20 protein-coding genes, 1 tRNA gene and 1 pseudogene are annotated in these 24265 nt (G+C 42.5%); 14 read left to right on the forward strand and 8 right to left on the reverse strand.

Annotation, left to right across the window (positions count from 1 at the left end; genetic code table 11):
• Positions 1-23: 23 nt before the first annotated feature.
• Together H6H03_RS23660 and H6H03_RS23665 are read left to right on the forward strand one after the other, a co-directional pair.
• The gene (locus H6H03_RS23660; protein ID WP_190957504.1) at positions 24-2729 is read left to right on the forward strand and encodes a CBS domain-containing protein; all 2706 of its coding nucleotides are present in this window, start codon (positions 24-26) and stop codon (positions 2727-2729) included.
• 24 nt (positions 2730-2753) lie between these two features.
• Positions 2754-3335, forward strand: a complete 582-nt coding sequence (locus tag H6H03_RS23665) for a Uma2 family endonuclease (protein WP_190957505.1) — start codon at positions 2754-2756, stop codon at positions 3333-3335.
• Positions 3336-3563: 228 nt separating this feature from the next.
• Here the strand turns inward: H6H03_RS23665 and H6H03_RS23670 are convergent.
• Both H6H03_RS23670 and pyrE read right to left on the reverse strand, forming a co-directional pair.
• Positions 3564-4243: pseudogene (locus H6H03_RS23670) on the reverse strand (Uma2 family endonuclease).
• Positions 4244-4357: 114 nt separating this feature from the next.
• A complete protein-coding gene (gene pyrE / locus H6H03_RS23675; RefSeq protein WP_190957506.1) occupies positions 4358-4981 on the reverse strand; it encodes an orotate phosphoribosyltransferase in 624 nt (207 codons plus the stop codon).
• Between the two features lie 101 nt (positions 4982-5082).
• Between pyrE and H6H03_RS23680 the strand changes: the two genes are divergently transcribed.
• The gene (locus H6H03_RS23680) at positions 5083-5499 is read left to right on the forward strand and encodes a hypothetical protein (protein WP_190957507.1); all 417 of its coding nucleotides are present in this window, start codon (positions 5083-5085) and stop codon (positions 5497-5499) included.
• A 176-nt stretch (positions 5500-5675) separates the two neighbouring features.
• Here the strand turns inward: H6H03_RS23680 and H6H03_RS23685 are convergent.
• Positions 5676-5748, reverse strand: a tRNA-Ile gene (locus H6H03_RS23685).
• A gap of 281 nt (positions 5749-6029) precedes the next feature.
• On the opposite strand from H6H03_RS23685, the gene H6H03_RS23690 reads away from it, so the two are divergent.
• Both H6H03_RS23690 and H6H03_RS23695 read left to right on the forward strand, forming a co-directional pair.
• A complete protein-coding gene (locus H6H03_RS23690) occupies positions 6030-6728 on the forward strand; it encodes a hypothetical protein (protein WP_190957508.1) in 699 nt (232 codons plus the stop codon).
• 110 nt (positions 6729-6838) lie between these two features.
• Positions 6839-8224 carry a hemolysin family protein gene (locus H6H03_RS23695; protein WP_190957509.1) on the forward strand — a complete coding sequence of 462 codons (1386 nt, stop codon included), beginning with the start codon at positions 6839-6841 and terminating at the stop codon, positions 8222-8224.
• A gap of 46 nt (positions 8225-8270) precedes the next feature.
• On the opposite strand, the gene queC is transcribed toward H6H03_RS23695, so the two are convergent.
• Positions 8271-8948 carry a 7-cyano-7-deazaguanine synthase QueC gene (queC, locus tag H6H03_RS23700; protein WP_190957510.1) on the reverse strand — a complete coding sequence of 226 codons (678 nt, stop codon included), beginning with the start codon at positions 8946-8948 and terminating at the stop codon, positions 8271-8273.
• Between the two features lie 536 nt (positions 8949-9484).
• Here queC and H6H03_RS41435 point away from each other — a divergent pair.
• From H6H03_RS41435 to H6H03_RS23720, 5 genes are all read left to right on the forward strand, one after another.
• Positions 9485-9610, forward strand: coding sequence for a hypothetical protein (locus H6H03_RS41435; RefSeq protein ID WP_277926179.1), 126 nt, complete (start codon positions 9485-9487; stop codon positions 9608-9610).
• 69 nt (positions 9611-9679) lie between these two features.
• Complete coding sequence (locus H6H03_RS23705) at positions 9680-10762, forward strand: Gfo/Idh/MocA family oxidoreductase (RefSeq protein ID WP_190957511.1); 1083 nt, start codon at positions 9680-9682, stop codon at positions 10760-10762.
• A 566-nt stretch (positions 10763-11328) separates the two neighbouring features.
• A complete protein-coding gene (locus H6H03_RS23710; protein WP_190957512.1) occupies positions 11329-11952 on the forward strand; it encodes a DedA family protein in 624 nt (207 codons plus the stop codon).
• A gap of 217 nt (positions 11953-12169) precedes the next feature.
• Positions 12170-13321 (forward strand): ParM/StbA family protein, encoded by a 1152-nt coding sequence (locus tag H6H03_RS23715; RefSeq protein ID WP_190957513.1) that lies wholly within the window; start codon positions 12170-12172, stop codon positions 13319-13321.
• A 5-nt stretch (positions 13322-13326) separates the two neighbouring features.
• Complete coding sequence (locus H6H03_RS23720; protein WP_190957514.1) at positions 13327-13821, forward strand: plasmid segregation centromere-binding protein ParR; 495 nt, start codon at positions 13327-13329, stop codon at positions 13819-13821.
• 294 nt (positions 13822-14115) lie between these two features.
• Here H6H03_RS23720 and H6H03_RS23725 read toward each other — a convergent pair whose 3' ends face one another.
• Positions 14116-14823, reverse strand: a complete 708-nt coding sequence (locus tag H6H03_RS23725) for a hypothetical protein (RefSeq protein ID WP_190957515.1) — start codon at positions 14821-14823, stop codon at positions 14116-14118.
• A 376-nt stretch (positions 14824-15199) separates the two neighbouring features.
• Here H6H03_RS23725 and H6H03_RS23730 point away from each other — a divergent pair, with 376 nt between their 5' ends.
• Complete coding sequence (locus H6H03_RS23730; protein WP_190957516.1) at positions 15200-16636, forward strand: phosphoglucomutase/phosphomannomutase family protein; 1437 nt, start codon at positions 15200-15202, stop codon at positions 16634-16636.
• A 65-nt stretch (positions 16637-16701) separates the two neighbouring features.
• Positions 16702-17280: an RdgB/HAM1 family non-canonical purine NTP pyrophosphatase gene (gene rdgB, locus H6H03_RS23735; protein ID WP_190957560.1), complete on the forward strand. Its 579-nt coding sequence runs from the start codon at positions 16702-16704 to the stop codon at positions 17278-17280.
• 206 nt (positions 17281-17486) lie between these two features.
• Here the strand turns inward: rdgB and H6H03_RS23740 are convergent, their stop codons facing one another.
• Together H6H03_RS23740 and H6H03_RS23745 are read right to left on the reverse strand one after the other, a co-directional pair.
• On the reverse strand, positions 17487-17825 hold the full coding sequence (locus tag H6H03_RS23740) for a P-II family nitrogen regulator (protein WP_012410794.1): 339 nt from the start codon (positions 17823-17825) through the stop codon (positions 17487-17489).
• 361 nt (positions 17826-18186) lie between these two features.
• A complete protein-coding gene (locus H6H03_RS23745) occupies positions 18187-18771 on the reverse strand; it encodes a hypothetical protein (RefSeq protein ID WP_190957517.1) in 585 nt (194 codons plus the stop codon).
• Between the two features lie 132 nt (positions 18772-18903).
• Here H6H03_RS23745 and H6H03_RS23750 point away from each other — a divergent pair, with 132 nt between their 5' ends.
• Positions 18904-19104 carry a hypothetical protein gene (locus tag H6H03_RS23750; protein WP_190957518.1) on the forward strand — a complete coding sequence of 67 codons (201 nt, stop codon included), beginning with the start codon at positions 18904-18906 and terminating at the stop codon, positions 19102-19104.
• 225 nt (positions 19105-19329) lie between these two features.
• Here H6H03_RS23750 and thiD read toward each other — a convergent pair whose 3' ends face one another.
• Positions 19330-20172, reverse strand: a complete 843-nt coding sequence (thiD, locus tag H6H03_RS23755; RefSeq protein WP_190957519.1) for a bifunctional hydroxymethylpyrimidine kinase/phosphomethylpyrimidine kinase — start codon at positions 20170-20172, stop codon at positions 19330-19332.
• Between the two features lie 975 nt (positions 20173-21147).
• Between thiD and H6H03_RS23760 the strand changes: the two genes are divergently transcribed.
• On the forward strand, positions 21148-24018 hold the full coding sequence (locus H6H03_RS23760) for a choice-of-anchor D domain-containing protein (protein ID WP_190957520.1): 2871 nt from the start codon (positions 21148-21150) through the stop codon (positions 24016-24018).
• Positions 24019-24265: the final 247 nt, after the last annotated feature.

Here is a 24265-nt window from a genome sequence, read left to right on the forward strand (position 1 = left end):
CCGATGACTAATGACTCTTAAATATGGATTTAATTCTTTGTCACACAACAGCTGATTTTGACGCACTAGGAGCAGCGGTAGGGCTAACGCGCTTACTACCGGGAAGCAAGATTGTGCTGACTGGCGGTTCTCACCCTCCTGTACGGGATTTCTTAGCGTTGCATCGGGATGAGTATTCGTTAATTGAGCGCCGTTCGGTGAATCCAGAAAAAATTCGGTCTTTGAATGTGGTGGATACGCAACAGCGCGATCGCCTGGGTAAAGCTGGCGAATGGTTAGATTTACCTAATGTCTCAGAGATTATACTGTATGACCATCACTTAGGCCAACAATCCGATATTCCCGCGACGCGATCGCATATTTCTTCAGTAGGAGCTACGACAACTTTAATTGTCGAGCAATTGCAACAACAGCAAATATCCCTGACTCCTGCCGAAGCCACAGTGATGGCTTTGGGTATCCATGTTGACACCGGTTCGTTGACCTTTGACCAGTCTACACCACGAGATGCTTTAGCTTTGGCTTGGTTGATGCAACAAGGTGCTAGTTTATCAGTAATTTCCACATACCGCGATCCGGGATTGTCTTTGCAATTACAGCAGCTATTAACTAAATCGCTGGAAAATTTAGAATATATCTGTCTGCGCGGATATACAGTTGGCTGGGTAACTTTAAAGACAGATAATTTTGTGCCTGGTTTATCGAGTCTGGCTTCAGAACTTCTAGAATTAACTGAAATTGATGCCATCCTGTTGGCTAATGAATATCCTTTGGGTGATGGTGATTCCAGGTTAACAGTAATTGGGCGATCGCAAATTCCCAAAACAAATCTCAATTTATTATTCCAACTCTACGGTGGTGGGGGTCACTCCCAAGCTGCATCGCTGAACTTAAGAGGAGTAGATTCACAAGCAACATTACAACAGATCCTTAACACGTTAAAAGCCCAAATTCCGCATCCGCCGACTGCTAGGGATTTGATGTCTTCTCCTGTTCGGACTATTTTACCTGAAACCACAATTGCCGAAGCCCAGCGCATTTTATTGCGCTATGGACACTCTGGTTTATCTGTAGTCGATACCCAAAGGCAATTGGTGGGTATTATTTCGCGGCGGGATCTCGATATTGCCCTGCATCACGGATTTAGTCATGCCCCAGTTAAAGGTTACATGACCACGAATCTGAAAACGATTACACCAGATACGACACTGCCACAAATTGAAGCGCTGATGGTAACTTATGATATCGGACGCTTACCAGTATTAGAAAACGGGCAATTAGTTGGTATTGTTACCCGTACTGATGTATTGCGCGAATTACATGAAGAGGACATGGGGACGCAGGAACACGGGGACGTAGGTACTGGTTTACCGTTTACATCAGAGCGTCTTAACCTCTCCGTGTCATCTTCGCTGGCTCCTCAACTGTGGCAATTGCTGACTACAGCATCCCAAGAGGCAGAAAAACGGGGCTGGCATCTTTATCTTGTCGGGGGTGCGGTGCGGGACTTGCTGTTAGCCGATGCAGCAGGCAACTTGATGATTAAAGATATTGACCTTGTAGTTGATGGCTTTCATAAATCAGCAGATGTTGGCGCTGGTGTGGAATTAGCAAAAGCACTCCAACAACTTTACCCAACGGCTCGTTTAGAAATCCACGGGGCTTTTCAAACTGCGGCTTTGCTGTGGCACAAAGACCCCGAATTAGATTCTTTATGGGTTGATATTGCTACCGCTAGGACAGAATTTTATCCTTATCCAGCAGCAAATCCAGAAGTTGAGGCAAGTTCTATTCGTCAAGATTTGTATCGGCGAGACTTTACCATTAACGCCCTAGCTTTGCGCCTAACTTCTCCCCGTGCTGGTGAATTACTCGATTTCTTTGGTGGTTTACTGGATTTACAAGCTAAGCAAATTCGGGTTTTACACGCCAACAGCTTTATCGAAGATCCCACCCGCATTTATCGCGGCGTGCGCTTTGCCGTGCGCTTCGGTTTTGAAATTGAACCACAAACACAAGAGTTTATCCGCTATGCCATCAACAGTGGTGTTTACGATCGCACTGCTCAAGAGAATAGCAAAACTCCAGCTCTCCAAACTCGACTGAAAACAGAATTAAAACACATCTTAGAAGCCCCTTACTGGAAATCAGCTTTACAGTTACTCGATAACTTAGGGGCATTGCAATGTATCCATCCTACCCTGAAGCTAGATGCATTACTCCTGCGCCAATTACGCTTGCTAGAACGGTGTTTACGGCGATTTGACCCCCAACAAACCCTGATTCATTGGGAAATGCGATTAGAAACAATAATCGGCCACCTACAACCACAATATCGGGCGAAAGTGGCAAAAAATCTGCAATTACAAGAGGATGGCATTAAACGCTTGCAAAATTTAGCTCAGGCTGAAGCCGAAGTTTTAGAATCTTTACCTGCATGTCAACGCCCTAGTCAAGTAGTTCAATTTCTCCGGCAGTACGACTTACCAATGTTAGTTTTAATTGCTTTACAAACCCAGCGAGTAATCAGGGGGCAAATATGGCATTACTTAACAGTTTTGGCTAACATTAGCCCGATTTTAAATGGTAATGACTTAAAAAAATTAGGTTATAAACCAGGGGCGCAGTATCGACAAATGTTAGATGATTTACTTGCTGCAACTTTAGATGGAGTAATTAAAAATAAAGCAGAAGCAGAGGAGTTTTTAAGCCAGTCTTATCCTCACTAATTGATATTGCAACTAGGTGATATTATGCAAATTCAAGCATCAAAAAAACACTACACTCCTGAAGAATATTTACAACTAGAGGAGACATCAGATTTCAAAAATGAATATCGAGATGGAGAAATTATTCCAATGGCTGGTGGTACGACTAATCACAATGAAATTGCAGGTAATTTTTACGCTAATTTTAAATTTACAATTCGGGGTAAAAATTACAAAATCTACATGGGTGATGTCAAATTATGGATACAGCGTTATCGTATCTACACTTATCCTGATATCATGGTTATTCAGGGAGAACCACTTTATGAAGGAACTAGCACTACTACAGTTACAAATCCCATAATGATTGTGGAGGTATTATCTAAATCAACAGAAAATCATGATAGAACTAATAAATTTAGATTTTATCGTTCTATTCCGACACTCCAAGAATATATTATAATTAATCAATACGAATACCTTGTTGAGCAGTTTAATAAAAATGTTGAAGGTCAATGGGTATTAACTGAATACGAATCAGTAGATGCTTTATTAACATTAAAATCAATAGATTTTCAAATTAGCTTCAGCGAGATTTATGAAGGAATTAATTTGGAAATAGAATAAGAATTAAAGCGATCGCAGTATTCTAAATTGTATCTATAGTCTATATTTAATCTCGTAATTGTGCTACCGTTTGTAGTCGGCGATCGCACTCATTATTACTTTACCAGGATTTACGCAATAAGCCTCTGAAACTCTTATTCCTCCGTGTTCTCTGCGTTATCTGTGGTAGCCTACGGCAAGCCGCTCCGGGTCTACGATTTTCCGTTACCTGTGCGTAAGTCCTGTTTACTAAATTGTATCTAGGTCAATATTTAATTCTCGCAATTTTGCTGCCAAACGTTCTGCTTTCTCTTGTGCTTGTGCAGCAGTTTCTTCAGGTGTCGGTACTAACTGTCCATCAGATGTAAACCAACGTCATAATTGCTGATGAATTCCCAAATAAAGCCCTAATTGTTTGCTCCACAAATGCCCTTGTTCATTTGCTTGCAGAGGTTGATATTTTCCATCTACTATGTGAAATCCAGCAAATTCTAATGTATATGGGTCAAACCAAAAATAATTTGGTGTGCGAAAAGTATCTTGATAAATTTCTTTCTTTAAACTTTTGTCTGTTTTCCCTGTTGATTCTGACAAAATTTCTAAAATGACATTCGGATATTTGCCATATTCTTCCCACAATACCCAACTTTTCCGGGCTTTACATTCCGTTCCTAGCACTACAAATAAATCTGGGCCGCGAAAGTATTCTGATTTTTTTTGTGTGGACTGTAGTAGATAGTTAGGTTTCCCGCTGCATAAAAATCATTTCTGTCTTGCCACAACCATTCAAGGGATTGTAAAAGTAAGATAATTTGTCGTAGATGCAGATCGCTTTCTAAGGGAGGCTCATCACTCCATAAATCACTAGGAGGAAATATTACATCTTTCGAGATGTCTGGTTGAGATTCTAATTCTTGAGCAATGGTCATAGAATCAATCTAGCATCAATTAGTTCTACGTTTATTTTAACAGTGTTGTAAATCGCTATCTGTAGCTGAAACTTCTACCAATTTTTAATTACGAATTAGTAGAAGTGCTATTGTTTATGAATTTGCCAGTTGTCGGAAGCGTTCTTGAATTTCCTTAATCGAAAATAGCGCCTCAAACTTCAACCCAGCTGATTGGTACAATTCCCCTCCACCTTGGTGTCTGTCTACCAATGCAATTATTTCATTAACGGTATAACCTGCTGCTTGAAGACGCTCAACTGCTTTGAGAGCAGATTGCCCAGTTGTGACGACATCCTCCAAAACCACTATCTTTGCACCTTCTGTTAAAGTTGGGCCTTCTATATAAGCTCTCGTCCCATAACCCTTGGCTTCCTTGCGGATAATCAGCGCTGGTATCGGCCGATTTTCATAAACGGAAACCACGCTCACTGCTGTCACAAGTGGATCGGCCCCCATTGTTAAACCCGCTACAGCCTGCGTATCTTCAGATAGTAAAGGAAATAGTAACCGTCCGACTGCCAAAGCTCCTTGGGGGTGCAGTGTTACCTGCATCTTATTGACGTAATAAGAACTACGTAGCCCAGAAGCAAGAACGAAATCACCCTCTTGATAAGCCACCTGAGCAAATAAATCTAATAGTTTCTGGCGCAAGTGAGTCAAATCAGGGGTAGTTGCCCAAATATTTGAGTCAGTAAGAGTTTCAGTAGGATACGTCATTACAAAACATTAAAAGTTGTGCTACACCAAAGGTTGAACTGATAACAGTTCTGAAATTAAGCATAAATTAAGATTCGCCACAAATTTGAGGAGTAAGGAACGTGGGTATAAAATTAAAAACCTTTGGTGGTTTATTAATACTGCTTGCTGCTGGTATTGCTTTTCCCTCTATTGTCGCCGCCCAAACAGAAACACCCAAAAGCGAGACTACAAGTGATGTGTTTGAACGCGCATTTTTTCGACACGATCGCAATTTTTATGAAAACGGCACCCTCAAGCGTCAACTAGACTCATTTCTCGGATCTGGCGCCAGTTTTGGTGGTTCCTTCCCAGAAAATGAAATTGCCCGTGATGCTGAATTGGTTAATACTCTATATCACGATGTTCTGACTCAGCAAGCAGGCAACGATCCCTATATTCGCACTCCTGATTTACCAAATCCCTATGACACATCGCTAATGATGTCACCGCGCTTGAATGCTAACAAGCTAAAAGTCGGAACTGAATTCAAGTTTTAAACTTTACCACCTCGTTAGGAATAGGGAAATCAAGGGCGTAGGAGCACAAGGGAGACAAGTCTAATTACTCCTAACTCTTCAGTCAACAGTAAACAGTCAACACCCAACACCCAGCACCTCCAATGCCCTATCCCCCATACCCTATTCCCATCTATATTTTATTTTTATAACTTTAGTGCGCCCTGCTGGAATCGAACCAGCCTGAAGACGAATTATGAGTTCGTTGCCTCCCCAATCGGCCAAAGGCGCTTGTTTTGCTGGGTTTAGTTATTTAAACCCTTAAGTCAAGTTTATTTGCTAATTTTAGAGTGAGGTACACTACCTTACGTACTTAATTTTAGCAAACTCCCCTATTTTAGCACAAATTTACTGCCTGTGAATACTCGACAATAGTTTGCCAGATTTTTATACTACATAATCTAATCATGAAATAGTGCAAACTAATATTGATTAACTTCCTTTAAGGATTGAGGTGTCAAGCTTCATTATTCTTAAAAAAACCAGCATTATTGTGCATTAGCTTGTCAGCAATGAAAATAAATTCTACTGTACTTCTTACTTTGATTTTGTTAATCCTGATGTTAGGAGCAGGTTCTGTAAGCGCGTTTTTGGGGTTTGAACTAGGAAGTTCAGCACTCAAAGGCGTTAGCACACCAGATGGGCGTCCTACAACTAAATTTGCCAGCAGTAAAGGAAATAACTCCCAACAGGGAGTAGTGCTATTAAAAGAGGAAGAAATTCTGAAAATTGTCAAGGCGCGAATTGAGGGTAAGACCAAGGCTGCGAAATCGGAAAAGCTAGAGGAAGATGATGAAGAAACCAATAGCAGTAAGCAGAAGCCAGAAGAAAAACCAAAAGAAGTAGTTGAGGAAAAACCCCAGCCAGGTTTTCCAGTGGTTGCCCAGAGTGAAGGCGTAACTATGTCCGTGCAATCTGCCCGCTACTCTGGCGGTGATTTACTCTTGAAAGTAAAAATGCAGAACAAAGGTAAGGATTCTGTGCGCTTCTTGTATAGTTTTTTAGATGTTACTGATGATAAAGGACGAACCCTGAGCGCTAGTACAGAAGGTTTACCAACAGAATTGCCTGTCAATGGGCCAGCATTTACAGGTACAGTGAGCATTCCCACGGCTTTACTTGATGATGTCAAAAAAATATCATTGGCTTTAACTGATTATCCTGCTCAAGAATTAAAGCTAGAAGCATTGAATATTCCTGTAGAAAGGTAAAAGGGGTATTGGGGACTGGGGATTTGGGACTGGGTACAGGGAAAGAATTTTTTTTAATCCCTCATTCCCAATACCCAATACCCAGTCCCCAGTCTCCCTAAATAGAGGGCGTGAATTTTACACAAGCTTTGGCGGTGAGTGGTTTTCCTAATTTAATTTGGACGGAGGCAGGGCTGCGATTGTTGTCAGTTTTACTGCTGATTGCCATAAATGCCTTTTTTGTAACGGCAGAATTTTCGATGGTGAGCGTGCGGCGATCGCGTATTCACCAGCTAGTTAAGGCTGGGGATGTTCCAGCCAGAGCTGTGGAGATGCTACAACGCAGTATTGACCGACTGCTATCTACCACCCAGTTAGGTATCACTCTCTCTAGTTTGGCTCTGGGATGGATTGGAGAAAGTACGATTGTCGTTCTGGTGAAAGCGTGGTTAAAATCCTGGCCTCTACCCAGTGAAATGACTACCTTCTTTGCCCATTCCTTATCGATTCCCATCGCCTTTTTCTTAATTGCTTATTTGCAAATTGTTTTAGGCGAATTATGTCCTAAATCATTAGCTATGCTCTATTCAGAACAGCTAGCTAGATTTTTAGGGCCTTCGGTAAAAGCGATCGTTCGTTTTTTTGGCCCCTTTATTTGGATTCTCAACCAATCAACTCGTTGGTTGTTAAGAATTTTTGGCATTGAATACACTGGTCAAGGTTGGAGACCGCCTGTAACTCCCGAAGAATTGCAAGTGATTATCTCTACAGAATGGGGGTCTACCGGTTTACAGCGTGCGGAGCGAGAACTCCTCAATAATGTTTTTGAGTTTGGGGATGTGATGGCTCAAGCTGTGATGATTCCCCGCACCAGTATTGTAGCGTTGCCAAAAGATGCTACTTTCCAAGCATTACTCAAGGAAATGGCTGCTACTGGTTACTCCCGCTATCCCTTGATTGGTGAATCTTTGGATGATGTTCGCGGCATTGTTTATTTTAAAGATTTGGCACAACCTTTAGCTGTAGGCAAACTAACTTTAGAGACACAAATTCAACCTTGGATGCGTCCTGCTCGGTTTGTTCCAGAACACACGCCCTTGAGTGAACTTTTGCCGATGATGCAGCAAGAAAAACCAGCTATGGTGATGGTGGTCAATGAATTTGGCGGTACTGTGGGATTAGTGACCATCAAAGATGTCATTGCCGAAATAATTGGCGACGCCAGCGAACCTGAAAACAACGACGATTTGCTAATCCAGATGTTAGACGAGGATAAATTTCTGGTACAGGCACAAATCAACCTCGAAGACCTGAATGAGGTCTTGCATCTCGATTTACCCTTGACAAGAGAATATCAGACACTGGGAGGCTTTTTGCTGTATCAGTTACAGAAAATTCCTGCCAAAGGCGAAACCTTCCATTATCAAAATCTTGAATTCACTGTGGTGTCAGTCATTGGCCCGCGCCTGCATCAAATTGAACTGCGACGGTTAGAAGAGTTAGAAGTTGAGAGTTAGGAGTTTTTTATTCATAATTCATAACTCCTCACTCCTCACTCCTGACTTAAAAACTATAAGCCACTGGATCGACGAGTCCCAATTCAGCAAACGCCGCTAGCCGCAAACGACAAGAATCACAGACACCGCAGGCCACATCACCACCGGCATAGCAAGACCAAGTTAGCTCCCAAGGAACTCCCAATTGGTTGCCAAGTTGAATGATTTCGGTTTTTTTCAGGGTAATCAGGGGCGCAACAATGTTAATTGGTTCTCCTTCGCGCCCTTGTTTAGTTCCCAGGCGAAAAACTTCCTGCATGGCTTGGATATAATCGGGGCGACAATCAGGATATCCTGAATAATCTAAGGCGTTGACACCAATATAGACACGTTCAGCTGCGATCGCTTCGGCATAACTCAAAGCAAAGCTTAAAAAGATCGTGTTACGAGCCGGAACATACGTAACAGGAATATCTTGAGCCATTTCATCCAGGGAACGCTCCTGGGGTAAATCAATAGCGTTATCGGTAAGCGCCGAACCACCCCATTGTCGTAAGTCAAAATTAACCACCTGATGTTTTATTACCCCAGCTTTTTGACCCACAAGTAGGGCTGACTGTAACTCTCGTCGGTGTCGCTGCTGGTAATCAAAAGAAATGGCATAACATTCACAGCCATCCATTTTAGCTTTGTACAAAATTGTGGAAGAGTCCAATCCCCCAGATAATAAAATTACAGCTTTCATCTCGGTTGCAAATTTTGGATTTCAAATCACTAAATCACGCTTCAACAACATACCAACAAGCAATGGCAAAAATACTCCTGAATTTCTGTGAGTGATTGTAAACACCTTTGCACCCTAGATACTCAAAAGAAACAATCCATACCAGTTTCTCTCAAAAAGTGGTGTCATATCTTATCTTTGAGAGACTCTTGCTAGTTTGCTTCAGCCTAAAACTACGGCAAGCTACTTCTCTACGAGACGCTACGCGAACGTGTCTACGACACATGCTGCAAATAATCATCCAAAAACCGTTTCAGGTAATCGCTAGCGGTAATTCTCCCATACCATTTTTTGGAAAAAAAACATAGTATTACTGGTTTATTATTTTGTAATTTTAATACTGTCAATTGGATTGAAATTAATTGCCCAACTCTAACCTTAAGGAGAATCCAAGCACAAAAAAACGACCCTTAGAATTTTAGAGAATTTATACTTAAGTCTTACCTGATATTCTAAAGTTAATAAAAAGACACATATTTTTTTGTAGAAAATGCAAAATGCCAACCAAGCCCGAACTATCTATACAAAAGATGGCTGGATTGCGGGAACCGATCGCAAACTTTGAAATTCTTCATAAACATAGGGTCTATGTTACCATCTGGATGGTTTTAGACGGATCGTAACTGGCTTTCTTTGTATAAACGCCAACGGCCGTAGCGTCTCTTAATTTGGTGGTTGAGGAGAGAATAATAGTGCAAAATAGCATGTCACTGGCAGAACCGAATCCATATACACAGCGCAACCAGCCACGACCAATCCGCATAGGCGTGATTGGGGTGGGTAACATGGGACAGCACCACGCTCGCGTCTTGAGTTCAATGAAAGACGTTGAGCTAGTAGGTGTAGCAGATATTAACGTCGAACGAGGGCTAGAAACTGCCAGCAAGTACAAAGTGCGTTTTTTTGAAGACTACTGTGACTTGCTACCCCTGGTGGAAGCAGTTTGTATTGCTGTTCCCACCCGCCTGCATTATGCCGTGGGTATTAGCTGTCTCTTGGCGGGAATTCATGTCTTGATTGAAAAACCGATCGCAGCCAGTATTTCTGAGGCAGAATCCCTAGTAAATGCCGCAGCTGAGTCTCAATGTATCCTCCAAGTAGGTCACATTGAGCGCTTTAATCCAGCATTTAGGGAACTTAGCCAAGTCCTGAAAACGGAAGAATTACTGGCATTGGAAGCACACCGCATGAGTCCTTACTCAGACCGAGCAAACGATGTTTCGGTTGTCCTAGATTTAATGATCCATGACATTGACTTACTTCTAGAATTAGCAGCTTCCCCAGTGACCAAATTGACCGCTAGCGGTACTCGTGCCCTAGACTCCGGTTATTTAGATTATGTAACTGCCACCTTGGGCTTTGCTAACGGTATAGTCGCCACCCTGACTGCCAGTAAAGTCACTCACCGCAAAATTCGCCGGATTGTTGCTCACTGCAAAAACTCATTCACTGAGGCAGATTTTCTCAAGAATGAAATTTTGATTCATCGACAAACAAATCCTAACTCTCTTGCCGACCATCGACAAGTACTTTACAGGCAGGATGGCGTCATTGAAAAAGTCTACACCAGCAATATTCAACCGCTAAGTGCAGAATTAGAACATTTTGTCAACTGTGTACATGGTGGCAATCAACCCTCAGTAGGTGGGGAACAAGCTCTCAAAGCTCTAAGATTAGCCAGTTTAATTGAACAGATGGCACTAGAAGAAAGGGTTTGGAATCCCTTAGACTGGCAATCGGAACCAAGAGTACAATCATTGACCCCGACAGTCTAGAACAAAAGAGGCAGAGGGGCAGAGGAGAGCCAGTGCGTTGGGGAGACACTGCGTTGCGCGGGTTCCCCGCGTTGAAGCAAGTGTCGTCAATGCCGGCTTGTTCGCTGAAAGCCTTCCCGCAGGGTAGCAACTGGCGTGCAGAGGAGCAGAGGGGCACAAGGGTAGGATAATAACTGTTAGCTTCTCACTCAGCACTCATAACTCTTAACTCCTCACTCCTCAGGCAGTATCGGCTAAACGCCCCGCTTGCGATCGCGCTACTCAGCACTCTCAATGCCTAATATCCAATGATCCAGAACCTTAGAGTGTTTTTTGCAATTTGCCTCAAATCTTTAGATCCTCCCTAGTCATTAAAAAAAAGCAGGCTAAGGGGGATCTAATTATTTAGAAAACACTTCTTTTGGAAAATAGGGAGTGGGGACATGAGAGGACAAAAAGACAAGGGGACAAAGTAAATAAATCCTAGCTCTCCAGTCATCACTCAACAGTCAACACTCCCTGTTTGTTCAATGCCCAAGCCCTATCCAAATAAAAAACTAGTACAGTAATTTTTAGGAATTAACTCAATGCTTGAATGGATAACTAACACTATCAACTCTTTGGGATATTGGGGAATTGCCCTACTGATGTTCTTAGAGAACCTCTTTCCCCCCATTCCTTCAGAATTGATTATGCCATTGGCTGGATTTACAGCAAGTCCATATCAACCAGGAGGGGCAAAACTCAATATCATTGGTGTGTTTTTTGCAGGACTTTTGGGTTCTGTCTTGGGCGCACTTGTTTGGTACTATCCAGGTAAGTTTTTGGGCGAAAAACGCTTGAAAGCTTGGGCTGACAAATATGGTAAATGGTTGGCTATATCCAGTAAAGATATTACTAAGGCTAAAGGCTGGTTCGATCGACAAGGTAGCAAAGCAGTATTGATTGGTCGCCTTGTACCAGGAATCCGCACTTTGATTTCTGTTCCCGCAGGGATCGCTAATATGCACTTGTTACCATTTCTGTTTTATAGCACCTTAGGTAGCGCAGCTTGGGTGGGTTTGCTAACATACTCAGGATATATATTAGGTAGTCAGTATGAACTTGTGGATGAATACCTTGCTCCTGTGTCCAAAATTGTGCTTGGGGGTTTGGTTTTAGCATTTGTTTTCTGGGTGTTGAAGCGTCAGCAAAGACGCACCAGAAGATAAACAGGGGCGCTTTTGGTTTGAAAGCAGTGAAAGCAGGGGTTACATCTGGCCAAAATTCGCCTACACTATGCCAAATAATACTAGATGTGCAATTGCCAGAATTAATTTTTGGCGTATTTCTAGCTACACTTGACGCAACCTAGAATTTCTGGTTGCCCGCATTTTTGTAAGATGAGCATGACAACTTTTTACATTTAAGTTAGAACTAGGAGCTTTCATGACAGACCAACCTTCCGCCGCCACCCCCATTAATGCCGCTGCTATACCCATGAATAGAGTATCAGCATCGACTCCCATAAATGCTGTTAATACTCCCAAGCCAGGCAGCACAAGTTCAGGTAAAACCATTCTCAGTGTTGATTTAGGCAGAACTTCCACTAAGACTTGTGTCAGCCGCGAACCTGGTAGTGTTGTGTTCGTACCTGCCAACGTCAAGCAGATGTCTATAGAACAAGTACGCGGTGGTGTTTTTGAAGCCCGCGCTACTGACCCTTTAATGGATTTGTGGCTGGAATATCAAGGTAATGGATATGCTGTAGGTCAACTGGCAGCAGATTTTGGAGCAAATTTAGGAGTAGGACAATCTAAGGTAGAGGCTGCACTGGTTAAGGTATTAGCATGTGCTGGCTACTTCAAACTCAAAGACGAGATCTCAGTTGTGCTAGGTCTACCTTTTCTTTCTTTAGAGCAATTTGAAAAGGAAAAAGCACAGTTAATCAGCCAAGTAGGTGGCCCTCATGTGTTAAATTTCCGAGGTGAATCTGTTTCACTGAACGTCAATAAGGTTTGGGTCATGCCAGAAGGCTACGGTAGCTTGCTGTGGTGTGAAGCTCAACCGAAGAAAAGCCCCGGTAGCCCCGATTTTACAAAAATCTCGGTGGCGATCGTTGATATCGGACATCAAACTGTCGATCTTTTGATGGTAGATAACTTCCGCTTTGCCAGAGGTGCTTCTAAGAGTGAAGACTTCGGTATGAATAAGTTTTATGAACTGGTAGCTGCTGAAATTGAGGGAGCAGATAGTCAATCTCTGGCGCTCATTTCCGCTGTTAACAAACCCAAAGGCGAACGCTTTTACCGTCCCAAAGGCGCTAGCAAGCCTGCCAACCTAGACGATTTTCTGCCGAATCTCATAGAAATGTTTTCGCGGGAAATTTGCAGCCGTGTGCTAGCCTGGTTGCCAGAACGTGTTACCGATGTGATTCTTACTGGCGGAGGCGGTGAGTTTTTCTGGGAAGATGTTCAACGTTTGCTCAAGGAAGCAAAGATTAATGCTCATTTATCTGCACCTTCCCGGCAGGCGAATGCTTTGGGGCAGTATATTTATGGAGAGGCGCAATTGTCCGCCGTTCGCGCTGCTAGGGCTTAAAACTAATGTTCCAATGGTCAAAAAAGGTAGTTAAATCCGTCACGTTCAACCCAGGGCTTGCTGATGAAAGCTTGCTGGCACAAGTAGAAAGTTATTTGGAGAAACAACCCGAAAAAACTTTCAGTGACCTATGCAAAGAAGCCCTGTGGCAATCCTTATGTGTACCGGAATCTGTACGACCTGCTCCAAAAACAGCAGCCACAACACCGATGGAACAACAACCGATTGAACAACAAATCGGTGAGCTGCAACGTCAAGTAGCTGGCCTTGAGGAACGTTTTTTTGCCAAGGGATCTAATCGTTTGGAGGCGTTGGAACACCATCTGCTGCAACTTTCTCAACAAGTTGCACAACTGGCACTCATAGTCAATGAGCGATCGTTTATTCAGTCTCCAAGTCAAGTAGAAGTAGTCAATAATACTTCTTATAGTGTTCCTGCCCCTCCTCAAGAGGTTGACCCTGTAATCAGTCGCCTTAGTCAGTTTCTCGATGATTTTTAAGAAAAAATCACGTTTTTGAGCGGTTTTTGCTCCTGTCATCAATCCTTAATAGTAAATACTATTAAGGATTATTGATATTTATTGATATTTTTTAGAAATAGAATTTCTGGTGGAAAGCGCCTTTACAACTACTTAAGTATGGTAAAAAGCGATCGCGCATAAAAATTTCATGCTGATTTAGATTATTGCAGCTGGGGCGATGGCAATCCGGCTTGACTTTACCTGCTGCTGATTTATTGCAAAATTAACAGCACCATTGATAATAATCCAGAGACTTACACAAGCAATTCGATATTACAAATTCAAGAACTGTTTGATTGAACTAGCAAAAACTTCCAGAGTATTTATATTGTTCGTAAAATCTGAAACTGGCAAACAACTTCCTGAATATAAAACAAGGTTCAGTCTGTAGTCTGTGATTAACTTACCTTCTTTGTTCTTCCGCTGGCGTTGCTCGAATTGAATGCCCGAAATCTGGTTAATGGCATAATTATTTGCTCTAATGCCTCGTATGCCTCTTTTTATTGATTGAACCTCACCAGTAGCCTTGTTAAATATCCAGGTAACTTCATCAGAAAGTATTGCCACCAGACCAAAAATTCCAATAATCGATGAAATAATCCATTTGCCAATGTGTACTTCTTCTACTGTTTCGATTAAAGAGGTATCTTGAGAATTTCTCAAAAATTGATTGACTTGCTCAGCAATCCTTTCTTTCTCTAACAGCGTGTTGTTATATGTTAAAGGGAAATAATCGTTGTCTGTGTATAAAACAAGTAGTGCTGTTGTTTGTTTTTTTCCTTTGCTATCTACATTAACTCTTCGCCTAACTTCAGCACCACGCAACTCATTAAGAGGGATTGAGGCTGTCTCCAACCCCCTCCAACTGATTCTTTGTATCTCACAACCCCCTGACTCTGGAGTTACTCGTTTACAAGTGAGGGTGTCTAAATCTCTATTTGGTAACTTTGCGATCATCAAAGAGGACAAGGTTAATACCATACTTCCGAGTATCCAGAGCAATACAGGTCGCTTCTGAATCGTTAGTTTAAGCGAAGTCTTTTCTATAATCTTGATTGCTATAGAAACCGCTTTCTAGGTCTATATTATTTGGTACACCCTAGCCTTCGTTGATCTGCACTGTTAATGGTAAATTTGCTGAAACCTCGTTCTTATAATCCAATAGAGAGTATGTTATCTACAGAAAAGATGTTGTTTAACGACAAATCGCTGGCTATCTATTTACCTCTATTGCACAAATTTGATCGCTTTTATGTCGAAACAGCCGAATACTACTACACGTTAATACTATATTCTTTTTTTACTTTATACACTGTATAAATGCTAGAATCCTCAGGTAGACAGTTAGGATACTTAGATGGCAGTTGTAGCTAACTCAATCAAGTTTGGTACAGACGGCTGGCGGGGCGTTATTGGAGATGAGTTCACCTTTGAACGCCTAGCCCTAGTCGCGCCAGTCGCTGCACAAGTATTATATAATACATATTATTCTACGGTGGGTAGCCGGACTATAATTGTCGGTTACGATCGCCGATTTATGGCGGAAGACTTTGCTCGTGCTGTCGCCGATGCTGTCACCTCCATCGGATTTGATGTTTTACTCAGCGAAACCTACGCCCCTACCCCAGCATTTAGTTGGGCAGCAAAACAACTTAATGCTTTAGGGGCACTAGTAATTACAGCCAGTCATAATCCAGGCGCATATTTAGGGTTAAAAGTCAAGGGATATTTTGGGGGTTCGGTATCGCCAGAAGTCACACAAGAGATAGAAGCATTGTTGCCCGAAGGAGTACCACCGACAGCGACTCCAGGCAAGCAAGAGAAATTCAATCCTTGGCCGAGTTACACCCAAGCACTCGAACGTAAAGTTGATATTGCCAAAATTAGGGAAGCGATCGCCTCTGGTAAACTGACGGTATTTGTCGATGTCATGCATGGCGCTGCGGCTGGCGGGTTGGCACAACTTTTAGGGGATAAGGTTAAAGAAATCAACAGCGAACGCGACCCATTATTTGGTGGTGGTGCGCCGGAACCCTTGCCAAAATACCTTTCCAAGCTATTTGAAGTTATTAAAACTCATCGAGAAACCAATAAATCCAGTTTATCTGTAGGATTAGTATTTGATGGAGACTGCGATCGCATCGCCGCTGTAGACGGGGAAGCCAACTTCTTGAGTTCTCAAGTGTTGATTCCGATACTCATCGACCACTTAACCCTACGGCGCGACTTTAAGGGTGAAATAGTCAAAACTGTCAGCGGTTCTGACTTAATGCCCCTTGTGGCAGAACTACATAAACTGTCAGTATTTGAAACACCAGTTGGTTATAAATACATCGCTGACAGAATGTTAGCAACACAAGTTTTACTAGGCGGTGAAGAGTCGGGAGGTATTGGCTATGGTAGCCATATTCCCGAACGCGATGCACTGCTATCAGCATTGTATGTCCTAGAAGCGATCGTCGAATCTGGTTTAGATTTAGGCGAATATTATCGCCACTTGCAGCAACAAACAGGATTTATCTCAGCATACGATCGCATTGATTTACCCTTAGCCAGTATGGAAGTGCGATCGCGTCTTTTGCAACAGCTACAAACCGAACCTTTAACACAAATCGCCGGCAAAGCAGTAATAGATTGCCAAACAATTGACGGCTATAAATATCGCCTCGCTGACAAAAGCTGGTTAATGATTCGTTTTAGCGGAACTGAACCAGTTTTACGCCTTTACTGTGAAGCCCCAACACTTGAGCAAGTGCATCAAACTCTTGCTTGGGCGAAACAGTGGGCAGAGTAAAATAAGTTATTAGTCATTTGCCCTTTGCAAGTGACTAATCCCCCATGTTCAATGCCCCATGCCCCATGCCCAAATTACTTGTAGTAGCCACAGGAAATCCAGGTAAATTGCGGGAAATGCAAGCTTACCTGGCAGATTCTGGCTGGGAATTAATCCTCAAACCTGAAGAATTAGAAATTGAAGAGACGGGCGAAACCTTTGCCGCTAATGCCTGTTTGAAGGCATCACAAATCGCCAAAGCCACAGGAAACTGGGCCATAGCAGATGATTCTGGTTTAGAAGTAGACGCATTAAATGGCGCACCAGGTGTATATTCGGCACGCTACGCCAAAACAGACTCAGAACGCATTGCTAGGTTACTCAAAGAATTAGGTAACGAAGTAAATCGGCAAGCTCAATTTGTTTGTGTAGTCGCGATCGCTAGCCCTGATGGTGCGATCGTATTACAATCTGAAGGTATTTGTCGTGGTGAAATTCTTCATGCACCTCGTGGTGATGGTGGATTTGGTTATGACCCTATTTTTTACGTACAAGAGTTGCAATTGACCTTTGCCGAAATGACACGGGAATTAAAAGGGTCAATTAGCCATCGAGGCAAGGCTTTTACAGCTTTACTTCCGCAACTTGAAAGAATTAAGAGTTAAGAGTTAAAAGTTATGAGTTGTGAGTTTAGGAATAATCAATGAAGATTTACCATAATTCCTAACTTGTACAGACGCGTAGACACTCGAAGAGCGGCTTCTGGTAAGAGTATAATCGCTTCTCTACTCATAACTCTTGTAAAGACGCGTAGACGCTCGAAGAGCGTCTTCTCGTAAGAGTATAATCGCGTCTCTACTCATAACTTTTTTTAAACCGCTTCTGTGTTCTTTTCGCCAGTACGAATCCGAATCACTTGCTCAACAGGCGAGATGAAAATTTTACCATCACCGATTTCACCAGTGCGGGCGGCGGCGATAATTTTGTCCACCACCATATCAACTTGATTATCATCAACTACAATTTCCACTTTGAGTTTTTGGAGAAACTCAACAGTGTACTCGGAACCGCGATATCGTTCAGTTTGACCTTTCTGGCGTCCGAACCCCCGGACTTCAGAAACCGTCATCCCAACAATCCCAGCGTTAACCAAGGCAATTTTCACTTCATCAAGCTTAAATGGGCGGATAATAGCTTCTACTTTTTTCATTTCTTTGACTTGTGATTTGTACTAGCTTCGTTTATCTATCTAACCAGATCTGTTGTCTGAAACTGTAACTAGTAGCGCCTTTGCTAAAACATATGTAATAATTGCCACTTTTTTCAAATTGTAGATGTTTGGTGTGAGTGCTTTTGAAGCCAGAAACAGACTCAATTAACTAATTCGATAATCCTTGAACTTGTGACGTGAGCAAGTTGCTGTCAAATTAGCATTCCTTTTATGTGGTGTTTGTGACTTGATAAAGAGATAAATTCTGCTATTGAGTAGATCCGCTAAGATGTTTAAAACAGCGATGAAAGAGAAATTTGACAATAGTTATGAAGGTTGCTGCTGACTGTGGGAGTGTCAACTAACGTTTTTGATGTTCAAACAAGGGACGTACAATTAAATATCCAGCAGTAAAGGCAGTAAGCATAATTAACAAGATGGTAATAATTAACCACCAGCCGTTAAGTTCCTTGGCATCTGGCTGGGCAGTAGAATAATAACTTACTTCTTGTTCTTCTATAAAAACTGGTTCTGGTGTGGGGAAATTTATTTCCATCACAGGTGTAGAAAACTCCTGGCGGCTTTTTTGAGATGGGCGGGGACGAGAAACCTGTTGAGGTGGAGGTGCTTGTGTTACTTGCTTCTTGCGGGCAGTTTTAACATTCCCAGAAGCTTGGGAAGTTTGGCGTTCGCTAAACATCCCATAGGAATCTACAAAATTTTGCAAGTGTGAAAAAGACTCAACAACTTTGGCGATCTCTTGGCGTAGTAGTTGATTTTCTTGTGTTAATTGCTGATTTTTTGCCGTCAGTGCATCTAGCTTTGCTTGGGTTGCTTGCAACTCCATTGACAATTCCCGGTATACAGATAGTGGTACAGAGGGAGGATACGGTTGACTAGTCCGTGTTGACGAATTCCTGTGAACAGAACCTGTGGTTGTTCCCATTGGGGCTTGGTATTAAAAATAAAAGTGATTAGATCGTACAGAGATGCTAACAGAGAAAGTTAGCCCTGAAACTATGCCCAAGAATAATAGAAAAATGCCCAGACGGCAAAGATTTTTTATTGGGCATGGGGCATGGGGCATTGGGCATTGGGCATTGGGGGAAAATCTCCTCTAGTTCGCCAATTTCCAGTGCTCAGGAATTATTTAATTTTGACTTTTGCAGGACTTACGCAAAAATCGCCAAAAAGCTTTATTTATCGTAGACGCTTTGCGGCTTGCCGTTCGCCGTTGGCGTTCCCGAAGGGTAGGCTACCGCCAAGACGCCTTCTCTAGGAGAGGCGTCTCGTTCGCTCTTAGCGTCTCGTAGATAAGAGAAGAACGCCAAGGATTCGTAGAGTGTGCGTAAGTCCTATTTTGAATTGTTGTCCCCAGATCTAGTAGTGTACCAACCCAAAATTGCTACGTGGAGGCAAGCAAGGGAGCAGGGGAGAAACTTGCAGTAAGTCTTTCCCCCCTGCCCCGTTGCCCCTTTGCTCCTCTGCTGACCACAACGCAAAGTTACCTTGGCAGACTACTAGTCCCCAGTTCCAACAATGGAAAAAAGTGTCCCACAGGGCCTTGCCCTTTGCCAATATCTAAGGCGTAAGTCAGTGCAGTAGTTATGTATTCTTTTGCTTGTTGAACTGCTGGCCACAAGTTTTTTCCCTTTGCCAAATTAGCAGCGATCGCAGCCGATAGTGTACAACCAGTACCGTGGGTATTTGTTGTCTCTACTTGCTTTGTGGTCAAAGCTTCCAACTTTTCGCCATCAAACCAGATATCAACGCCACGCAAATTTCCTTGCATACCTCCACCTTTGACTAAAACAGCCTTTGTCCGTAGAGTTTTGTGAATAATTTCAGCCGCGGCTTGCATATCTTCCAAAGAAGAAATTTCTAAACCGCTTAAAATTTGGGCTTCGTAGCGATTAGGTGTGATGATAGCTGCCTTAGGGATAAGGCTATGGCACAGAGTCTTCACAGCATCATCATCAATCAATTGTGCCCCTGTACGTGACACCATTACCGGATCGACCACCAGGTTATGGATTTGTAAAGTTTCTACTTGCTGGGCAACAGCAAAAATAATTTCTTGATTCAGCAACATTCCAGTTTTGGCAGCTTGTACGCCAATATCTTCAACTACTGCCTGAATTTGCGCTACAACAGCCTCTGGTGGCATAGCATCAACCCTGTTCACTCCCAGAGTATTTTGTGCTGTGACGCAGGTTATAGCGCTAGTACCGTGGACACAGTGAAAAGCAAAGGTACGTAAATCAGCTTGAATTCCTGCGCCGCCACCGCTATCTGAACCGGCAATGGTTAAAGCAACAGGTACTCTGGAATTTTTTTGGGTGTTCATATTATGAAGATTACTGGTGAGATGTTATAGCAGTTGTCAGGTAGATTAGGACATTAACCAAGCACCAAAACCGGATACCAAAAGATTTTCAAGCCTACTGCCTATTGCCTATTGCCTATTGCCTATTGCCTGCTGCCAATTGATTTTAGCGTCCGGTGTGACTTGACCATAAATAATCCCTTGTATATGAAGCCGAGTCAATTGCAAGGAACTTTATCAGATCCTTGTATAAAGCCCTTTTTATTCACATATCAGGCTAAAAATTAACAGAACTCACCACTAAGTTTCCATATATTTTTAGCGTTTGTTGTAAAAAATCTAACCAAAATCTGAGTATTTACTGATATCAATCACTGTTTGTGAAGGTTAGTCTAAACTGAGTTAACAAAATTCGCTTACACGGATTAAGACAGGTTTGACTAAGTTGTTACATTAGTCGCTTTAACTTAAAGGGTCAACCTACTAAAGTTTGAAATAATTCAGCTTTGACCACTGTAACTTTAAGTCCCCAGTTATCAGCCAGGGGTGCGCTTGCCTATGCCGATTTGGCAACTTCTGACCTCAGACAACGGATAAAGTTCACAGGAATTAGATACCAAATATGACCGCTGTATCAACTTCTTATAGTATCAGCGATGCCTAGGTTGGGCTGCGCCTACGCAGTGGAGATTGGATTTGATTCTACTCCAAAGCGATCGCCCAAACGAACACGCTAATCGTCTGATTTTCCTCAACAACAGCCTGACGATTGACGATATTTACATCCTTTGTTTAACCATCAGCGGTTGACAGGACAAAAAATTTCCAGTTTGACAACAGTGTTTCTCAAACCGACGCAATTTAGAAGTTGCGAGCGGACAACTGTGACTTTTGAAAACAGTCTTAACAGACCACCCATTCAGATAACTACATAGCAATGAACTGAGTTGCTAAGAGCCTAATACGAATTAACTTACATATTCTTGGAGTAAAACTATGGCTGGCAAAGTATACTACGTTTCTGGAACAGGTAACGATAGCAATGATGGTTTGAAAGAAGGAAGCGCGTTTCGTACTCTGCAAAAAGCCGCTGACCTAGTGCAAGCAGGCGATACTGTGTACGTTATGAACGGTACTTATGAACAGAGTAAATACCCCAAAACCGCAGTTTTGAATATCAATCAAAAACAGGGTACTGAAGACGCACCAATTACATTCAAAGCCTTACCTGGTCACAATCCTCTAATCAAATCAACAAATTTCCAAGCCATCAACATTGTAGGTTCATCCTACATCACGATCGAGGGACTGAAGCTTGTCGGTGCTAACGATCAAATTACATTAGAGTACGCACAGAAAGAAGCAGGAAATTTAGGCAATCCACTAACAAATGGAGCCGGGATTTACATTCAACCGGATAAAGCCAACAACAGTTCTCATCACATTACAATTCGCGGTAACACTGTTACTAAATTCCCAGGTGGTGGAATTACAAGTAAAGAAGCTGACTATATCATCATTGAAAATAATACTGTTTCTGAAACATGCTGGTATAGCCCTTGGGGAGCAAATGCTATCACCACTCTCAATAATCGCAATTTAGACAATAACACCACCGATTACAAAATAATCATTCGTAATAATGTAAGTTTCGACAATTATACTTACATCCCTTGGTGGGAAAGTAGTACAGGTAAAGCTACAGAAGGACACGGCATTATGATTGATGCTGCTAATAGTCTGGGCTTAGATAATCAACCATACAAAGGGAAAATTTTAATTACCAACAATACTTCTTACAACAATGGTGGTGCTGGCATCCAGGTATACAAAAGTTCTAATGCCGATGTGATCGGCAACACTACTTACCAAAATTCACAACACCCCGAACTCCAAGGCGCTGGTGAGATTTTGATTAGTGGTGGATCGGAAAATGTGAATGTTGTAAACAACATTATGTATGCCAAGTTAAATGGCACTTCGTATGTTGTAGGTGGCTCAACTAAAAATATTAAAGCTGACCACAATTTGATTTACAACACTAATACGTACAACAAAACAGGAACTAATTTGATTCTGGGTAAAGATCCCCAATTTGTGAATGCTGCGGGTCGTAATTTTGCACTCAAACCTGGAAGTATTGCTATCGATGCAGGTTCCAGTGCTTTCAATAATGTAACTGGGAGAACTCCTCAAGATGGGGACGGCAACGGCACCGCAGTGGTTGACATTGGTGCCCATGAAGCTCCAACCATTAAAATTCCCACACCCGAAATCCAAGTCCTCAATGGCACAGTTGACATTGCAGATGGGACTACCACTGCCATCAATTTTGGTGATGCGATCGCTGGTAACACTCTCACCAAAACCTTTACGATTAAAAATACCGGTACAGCTGCACTCAATCTGAGTAATCTCAAACTACCAGAGGGCTTTAGTTTAGTAGGAACTCTCCCCACAAGTGTGGCTGCCAATGCTTCCACCACCATAACCGTCGGACTCAACACCACCACACCTGGCAGCTATGGTGGGACTCTGATTCTTAGCAACAACGATAGTAATGAAAGCGCCTTTGACTTTGCCATCAGTGGCACAGTCAAACCTGTTCCTACTCCCGAAATCCAAGTCCTCAATGGCACAGTTGACATTGCAGATGGGACTACCACTGCCATCAATTTTGGTGATGCGATCGCTGGTAACACTCTCACCAAAACCTTTACGATTAAAAATATCGGTACAGCTGCACTCAATCTGAGTAATCTCAAACTACCAGACGGCTTTAGTTTAGTAGGAACTCTCCCCACAAGTGTGGCTGCCAATGCTTCCACCACCATAACCGTCGGACTCAACACCACCACACCTGGCAGCTATGGTGGGACTCTGATTCTTAGCAACAACGATAGTAATGAAAGTGCCTTTGACTTTGCCATCAGTGGCACAGTCAAACCTGTTCCTACTCCTGAAATCCAAGTCCTCAATGGCACCGTTGACATTGCAGATGGCATGACTACCATTGACTTTGGCAACACTACTGTTGGTAACACTCTAATTGAAACCTTTACTATTCAGAACATCGGCACAGCTGCACTCAACTTGAGTAATCTTGAGCTTCCTGACGGTTTTAGTTTAGTAGGAAGTCTCCCCACTAGTGTCGCTGCTAATGCTTCCACTACCATAAGCGTGGCACTCAACACCACTACACCTGGTACTTATAGTGGTAGTTTTAGTTTAAGCAACAACGACAGTAACGAAAGCCCCTTTGACTTTGCCATTACCGGCATAGTTAAACCCGCTCCCACTCCGGAAATTCCAGTTATCAATGGCACCGCCCGTTCTGAATTCTTACAAGGCAATGCCCCAGCCAACAAGATTTATGGCTTTGGAGGGGCAGACACAATAGTAGCTAATCCAGGAAATGACGAAGTTTGGGGAGGTGACGGATATGATACTCTCTGGGGAGGAAATGGTAACGATCTCCTCTATGGGGATAGTGGCAATGACTATCTGTGGGGTAATAATGACAACGATACTTTATTTGGTGGTATCGATGATGACAAACTCAACGGTCGTTCAGGTGACGACTGGCTTTACGGTGGTAAAGGCAACGATGTGCTGACGGGGGATTATGGTAGTGATACTTTTGTGTTAGCTTCAGGTGAAGGTACTGACTCGATTGTCGATTTTAATGTAGGTATAGACAAAATTGCCCTTTCTGGTGGTCTCCAGTTTGGTCAATTGTTGATACAGCAACAAGGAACTCAAGCCTTCATTCTCGATAGTTCTGACAATCAAGTGTTGGCAAAGTTGGATAATGCCAGTGCAAGTATACTCTTGGCTCAGTCTTCTACGACTTTTATGACTATTTAGTTCTGTTTTTTTTGATAAGCAAGTTTCTTCAAAACAGGTGTAGGGGAATAACTAGACTCAAAAGATTTAGTCTTGAACAACTAAATTCTTTGATCGAGTTCCCTACGCCTGATTCCTATCAAGTGTTTATGTTGGAAAAACTTAATATTTACTGCCATCAATAATTAGCCAAACTTGATATATGGCAATCCTAAATGAGTCGTGAAAAATATAAATAAGGAAACGAACCGCGTTCGCATAGCGTCTT

Source organism: Nostoc paludosum FACHB-159 (genome assembly GCF_014698835.1).
In the GTDB taxonomy this organism is placed as follows: Bacteria; Cyanobacteriota; Cyanobacteriia; order Cyanobacteriales; family Nostocaceae; genus Nostoc; species Nostoc paludosum.